5 protein-coding genes are annotated in these 6,540 nt (G+C 48.2%); all 5 read right to left on the bottom strand.

Features of this window, described 5'->3' with window-relative positions; translation table 11 throughout:
- Window positions 1–364 precede the first annotated feature (364 nt).
- The 5 genes from BLS44_RS25320 to BLS44_RS25300 all read right to left on the bottom strand — a co-directional run bounded on the left by BLS44_RS25320 (window position 365) and on the right by BLS44_RS25300 (window position 6,526).
- A complete protein-coding gene (locus BLS44_RS25320; RefSeq protein WP_245729442.1) occupies window positions 365–2,062 on the bottom strand; it encodes a beta-N-acetylhexosaminidase in 1,698 nt (565 codons plus the stop codon).
- Between the two features lie 42 nt (window positions 2,063–2,104).
- Window positions 2,105–3,640, bottom strand: coding sequence for a sulfatase family protein (locus tag BLS44_RS25315; protein WP_090393559.1), 1,536 nt, complete (start codon window positions 3,638–3,640; stop codon window positions 2,105–2,107).
- Between the two features lie 124 nt (window positions 3,641–3,764).
- A complete protein-coding gene (locus tag BLS44_RS25310) occupies window positions 3,765–4,748 on the bottom strand; it encodes a glycosyl hydrolase family 18 protein (protein WP_090393556.1) in 984 nt (327 codons plus the stop codon).
- A 188-nt stretch (window positions 4,749–4,936) separates the two neighbouring features.
- Complete coding sequence (locus tag BLS44_RS25305) at window positions 4,937–5,311, bottom strand: DUF4998 domain-containing protein (protein WP_090393555.1); 375 nt, start codon at window positions 5,309–5,311, stop codon at window positions 4,937–4,939.
- Window positions 5,312–5,347: 36 nt separating this feature from the next.
- Window positions 5,348–6,526, bottom strand: coding sequence for a DUF4959 domain-containing protein (locus BLS44_RS25300; RefSeq protein WP_090393554.1), 1,179 nt, complete (start codon window positions 6,524–6,526; stop codon window positions 5,348–5,350).
- Window positions 6,527–6,540 lie beyond the last annotated feature (14 nt).

Below are 6,540 nucleotides of genomic sequence, written 5' to 3'. Positions count from 1 at the left end.
ACAGCATCGCATTGCGGGATTTCGGTAAGGTGACTGAGAAGGGTTAACATAACAACTGGTTTTGGGGTGTATTATCCATTTAAGGTACAACCGCCGGGGCCCCTTTGCGTCAATAAAAAACACCTTAACAATTGATTAACGCAACAAGGGGTTCTTAATGATCCACTTTCCCGGCACACAAAAACTAACAAGCTGTTTATCAACCTGTTCAAATTTGCCACTCCCAACCCGGAATCGCCTCAATTTAATTAAAGTATTTTATAATGTGTACTGCCCGGATTTACCGGGCCGTCTGAAGGGGGCTTTAATCGCGTCTTGCCCTCCCGGTAGCGATCGCCCCGAACAGGGTTATGGCAGGAGCCGCTTATTTTTCCAACAACCCCGAAAGTATTTTCTGGTTATAATGAAGCCCCAGCCATTGATACCGTTTTTGTTCATACTGTACTCTCTTCTGAAAGTCGGGCCAGCTCTTGTTTTCAACATCCGTCCATAATACCTCGCTCATGGCGCTTAGCCGTGGAAAAAGCATATACTCCAGTTTTGCTGCGTTGGCAATATACTCTGTCCAGACACTGGCCTGGGCACCGATGATATATGTTGCTTCTTCCGGTGTGAGCGATGATGGTACGGGGTTATACTGATATACCCTTTCGATGGGGAGCAAGGCCGGTGCGGTGAGTGAGTCCTCCTTTTCCAACCCCTTGCGGTTGAGGTAACAGAAGTTTGCCGGGGTCATGATCACGGTGTGCTTTTGCCGGGCCGCTTCTATGCCGCCCTGCTCGCCCCTCCAGCTCATTACCGCAGCATTGGGAGCCAGCCCTCCCTCCAGGATCTCATCCCAGCCGATGATCTGGCGGCCTTTGCTGTTCAGGTATTTTTCGATCCGCCGGATAAAATAACTCTGCAACGCATGTTCATCTTTCAGCTGCTCCTCCTTCATCCTTTTCTGGCATTGCGGGCATTGCTTCCAGTTCGTTTTGGGGCATTCATCACCACCAATATGGATGTATTTTGATGGGAACAGCGGTAATACCTCATCCAGCACATCCTGTAAAAATGCGAAAGTGGCATCCTTGCCGGCGCAATATACATCATCAAAAACGCCCCAGGTTTCCTGCACAAATTTTTTACGCCCCGTTTCCTGTGCCTGCTGCACCGTTTTCAGGGCTACCATATTCAGCGGGATCATCGTAGTCCGGCCCGGAAAACAGCTGAGCGAAGGATAGGCCGCTATGGCCGCACTGCTATGGCCGGGCATTTCTATTTCAGGAATAACCGTAATATAGCGTTCAGCCGCATATGCGACCACCTCCTTTATCTCTTCCTGTGTGTAGTAGCCTCTATAGGGACTGTTATCACTCCCGGTACCGGGGTAATAGCCCCTGATGGTCCCATTGCGCCCGGCGCCTGTTTGCGTCAGCAGCGGGTACTTCTTTATCTCGATGCGCCATCCCTGGTCATCCGTCAGGTGCCAGTGAAATACATTCATTTTGTAAGCCGCCATGATATCAAGGTATCTTTTGAGATAGCTTACGGGAAAAAAATGCCGGGAAACATCCAGGTTCAATCCCCGGTATGCAAAGCGCGGATGATCTGTAATCTGAACAACGGGAACAGGCAGGCGGCTCACTTTTTCAAATGGCAGTAACCGGATCAGCGACTGCATCCCGTAAAAAGCGCCTTCAGCATCATTACCGGTGATCCGTATCGCTTTGCCCGTTACCTGTAATTGATAGGCCCCGGGGATCTGTGCCGGCCCCAACCGCGCTATACGAAAAATAATGGCTTTACCCGAGGCGCTTCCCCGGCCTCTTTGCACCGGGAGTGTAAAGCCATAACGGGCTTTTATATAGTCGTTCAACAGGGCACCGGTTTTTTTCGCAGCTGCATCCGCAATATATATTTTAGCAGACGGATCCAGTAAAAAATATCCCTCACCCTGCGTTATGCCGGCCGGCCGGGGAATCATGTTTACCTGCTGTGCAACGGCATTTACAACAAAAAAAAGCATTACCAGGGCCAAAGCATTCCTTTGGCTGCTGCCGGAAAAATAACGGGCCATCAAAAAATATTTTTTAATGAAGAAGCATAAAAACGAAGGTCATCAATTACCAAGGATCTGTTTTGCATCCGTATCCTTATACTCCTCAATGAGTTCCTTTAAACGCTTCATAAGCGCTGCCTGTACGGTTTGGTAACCCGGGTCGTCAAATACATTGCGCATTTCATGCGGATCTTTTTCCAGGTCGAACAGTTCCCATTTATCGGTCAGCTGGTAAAAACGGATGAGCTTATACCGGTTGGTACGCACGCCAAAATGCGGGATCACGGAATGCTCCCCGGCTTCATAGTAGTGATAGTAAAGTGCATCCCTGGGCTGCTGTCCTTTATTTTTTAACAGGGGCAGCATCGATTTTCCCTGTATCTCCGCAGGCACTTTTAACCCTGCCAGCTCCAGGGCCGTAGGCGCTATGTCGATGTTCATGACCATATCCCTATATACCGTACCAGGCTTTATAACGCCGGGAAAACGTGCCAGCATGGGCGTTCTGAACGATTCTTCATACATGAACCGTTTGTCGAACCAGCCGTGCTCGCCCATATAAAATCCCTGGTCCGACAGATAGATCACCAGCGTGTTATCTGCCTGGCCCGTTTTATCAAGGTAGTTCAACAGCTCACCGATATTACGGTCCAGGGAGGCAGCCGTGGCAAGATAGTCCTTCATATACCGCTGGTATTTCCATTCAGTTAGCGCTTTGCCGGAAAGGTTCTTTGAGATAAATTCCTTTTCTATTCTTTTGTAATAGGCATCATACACCTTCTTTTGCTCCGCATTCATCCGCGTATAGTTATCGGCGCCGAAATCATTGGTCTGCATTACCTTCAGATCATAGCCCAGGCGTAATGTTTTTTCGATATTCATATCCTGGTGCGCAGCGGCATACCGGGTTTCATAGTTGTCATAAAAATTATCCGGCAGGGGAAACTGTTTTTTATCAAATTTTCCCAGGTCCTGCAGATCGGGCATCCATACGCGGTGGGTGGCTTTATGTCCCACTACGAGGCAGAAGGGCTTTGAAGCATCACGGGAGCCCAGCCATTTTTCAGCCAGCTCCGTGGTAACATTGGTAACGTAACCGGTGCGCCGGATGGTATCTCCGTTCATCTCAATAAAGTCCGGGTTATAATAGTGTCCCTGGCCGGGAAGAATTTCCCAGTAGTCGAATCCCTGTGGTTTGGTATCCAGGTGCATTTTACCGATCCAGGCGGTTTGGTACCCCGCCTTTTGCAACCGCTTTACAAACAGATCCTGGCTGGCGTCAAACTTGCTCAGGTTGTCCTTAAACCCATTTATATGACTGTACTTACCGGTTAAGATGCAGGCCCGGCTGGGACCGCAGATCGAATTCGTTACAAAGGCATTGCTGAAAACAGCGCCCTCTTTTGCCAGGCGGTCAATACCCGGTGTTTCCATCATTTTGCTTCCATAAGCACCGATCGCCTGGAAAGCATGGTCATCGGACACAATGATCAGGATATTGGGAGGCTGGGGCTTCCGGCTCTTTTGCGCAAAGCCGGTAAGACCTAAAAGGATTGCGCCACTGATAAAAAAAAACTTTTTAAAACAATATTTCATCTTTTGCCACATTTATTTATTTACAAATATTAAGAACCTGTTTAACATAAAACGCCTATGATCGTGCTCCTGCCAACGGTGCAGACCATCTGCACCGGCTTCTGCACCCACCGGAATCTCCCACTTAATTTGCAGCGTTATATATTGCCCGCAATAGCGAGACTTCGGAACCTGCCGGCAGATCCTGCGACAATTCCCATATCATAATCCCTTTATATCCCTCCTGCCGCAGGAACCGGGTCTTTGCCTTTATCAGCTCCACTCCATTATAACTATACTTCTGATATTTATTGGACCGGGGCGATGGCTGAGCCCGGCCTACAATATCAGCATAAGTAACGGCAAGCGGCGTATGATCGTCCCCGTCAGGCAACCGTTTGCCATAAAAAGGAACACCTACTATCAGTTTATTTCTCTTGATGCCTGCTGCGTCACAGGCTGCCAGCCATTTTTTGAATAGTTCCCAGGTGGCCTGGTTGCCAGCCTTGTCAAACTTCCCGTACGCCATCAGGTTTATTTCATCAACAAAGTCCTGAATTTTAACCGCCAGTTTCACTTTTTTTTCCGGTACCCCCAAAGCTACGGTAAACCCGATACCCGCACTGCGCAATTTTTCCGACAATTCCTTAACCAGCAAAACATAAGCATTTTCATCTACTTCAACCGGGAAATCTTCCCAGTCAAGATCGACGCCTGCTACCCGGTATTGCTTACAAAAAGCGATAACGGATCTTATATAGTTTGACCGGGAATCCCTGCTGGCGGCCATTACCGGAATATTTTTTGACTGGGTCCACCCACCTATCACCCAATACAACTGCTGATCCTTCGACAATTCAGATCGTAACAACGACAGCCGTACGGCATCGGCCGGAGGAAAACTAAATGTACCGTTGTCTGAGGGCGCTATTCCAAAATAATAAACGCGATTAAGATACGGCAACGAAGAAAAATGAAATTTATCAAAGCTATAATTGGCCAGGTAACCGCCTATAACAAATTCCCTCGGGGGACTCGTACCCGGATACCGCTTACCGCTGTCTGTAACCTGTTCTTTGGAGGCAGTGAACAATAAACAGAACAACAAACTCAGCACAACTGTTTTCATACAGGAATTATTCAGACTTATATTTAACGATTCATGGGAGGTTCCCGCAGATGAGCGCGGATCCGTTTTGCGTTTACCAGGAATCAGTGCTCATCCCCTCCCGAACGTTCATTGGACAGGTGCGGAAAATCCTATCCTGCCTGAACGTTTCATAAAAATACGGGGACTATCATTTCTAAAAATCCTGTTCACTCCACCACTCCCGCAGCGTAAACGGTTTTTGACCGGTTACCTGCTCCGTCAACGGCGATGAGCTCAAAGCTGTAATTTCCACTGGCGAGCCCTTCAAGGTCCACGCTTTCTACCGGGCTATCTGTAGGATTTACATCCTGGCTGTTATCCCTGTTATTCCAATAGATGATATACTTTAACACGGTAGGGTCTGCCGTTTTTGCAAACCGGATGCGGACTCCTTTTACCAGGGGCGTTATTCCCACATCGTAAGGCGCCCCCACATAGTGCAGTTCCCCATCCTGTAAGTACTTCCGGTGCATATCCTCCATTTTGCTACAGGACAACATGCATCCGGTAACCGCTAATAAAAATCCAAAAATATATTTCATGTATCAAAATTTAATCATTACAAAAACCCGGTAATTCTAATCAGCATCGCCCCAGAAATAGATGGTACCAATTCTTAACCGGTTGTCATTCTCCACTGCCCATGTATCCACCGTAACAATCCGGACATATTTAGCCTGCACCACAGGACTGGGGAAATCAAAACTATGCCCTGCGTTTGCAGCGTCGATATCCTCCTGGGTATTTTGTCCAAGCACTTTGCCGGATGGTTTGATAATTTCGTAGGTACCTAATTGGGTCCACGTACCGTCATTCAGCGCGCCGGTAGGGCCCGGATTCATACTGGCCCACACCTGAAAAACTTTCAGGTTTGCAAAATTATAAAGTCCTCCATCCGTGGTCTGGTAAAACTTAAAGCGGCTTAATTTTGCCGGTTTACCCAGGTAGATCGTTGTCATTTTCCCGAAGCCTCCATAAAAACCGGCGGTTGCCCCTGTATAGGTCAATACCTGCTCCAGCGTTTTGCTTGCGCCCCAAAGCGTAGCCATATCCTGCGGCAATTTTGCATTGGTCATAATATTTCTATTAAGCAGCGTCTCATACAGGGGGGTAATCGTATTCCATACCGTATCGGAGATATTCCCCCACCGGTCAACAACGTACGCGCCCATTCTATACGGCCTGGGAGCAAAACCCCGCACACTAAAATTCACGGGTATCGCTTTTGTATATTCGGTGTAAACAAGCCCCGGCCGCCCGGTTGTATCCACCACCAGTCCTATGCCCACTTCTGCTTCCTCCGGATTCTGGCAGGTTATATTAACCCCGCTAAACGCATCCTGCATGGCAATAGTAGCCGCGATGGAGCGGTACGGTGGTGTAAGGGGGTTTACCTGGACCTCTACCGGGTCTGACTTTATTTCACTCTCCGTTACACTGCGCAGTGTTATCTTATACGCGTCCTCCCGGGCAAACCCGTTTACCAGGATGGTATCTGCATAAAAAGACACTTTCTCCTGTCGTTTTACTTTATCGTTCACAACATAATCTGCCTGCACATACAGGATCGACGGATCCTTTGGCAGCTTATATGTTATAATGGCCCCGCCTGCAACGTTGGTTACTTTTACATCCGTAACAGGCAGCGGCTTTGTGTTGCTGGTGAAAAGCGGGGCCCTGTTATCATCCGACTTCCGGCAGGAGGCTATGCCGCTTACCGTTAGTGCATACATCAAAATAAAAACTAAATATTTCATATTAAAATCCTTTA

Source organism: Niabella drilacis (assembly GCF_900101395.1).
In the GTDB taxonomy this organism is placed as follows: Bacteria; Bacteroidota; Bacteroidia; order Chitinophagales; family Chitinophagaceae; genus Niabella; species Niabella drilacis.
The sequence above is the reverse complement of the archived record's forward strand: the minus strand, read 5'-3'. Positions and strand labels throughout refer to the sequence as shown.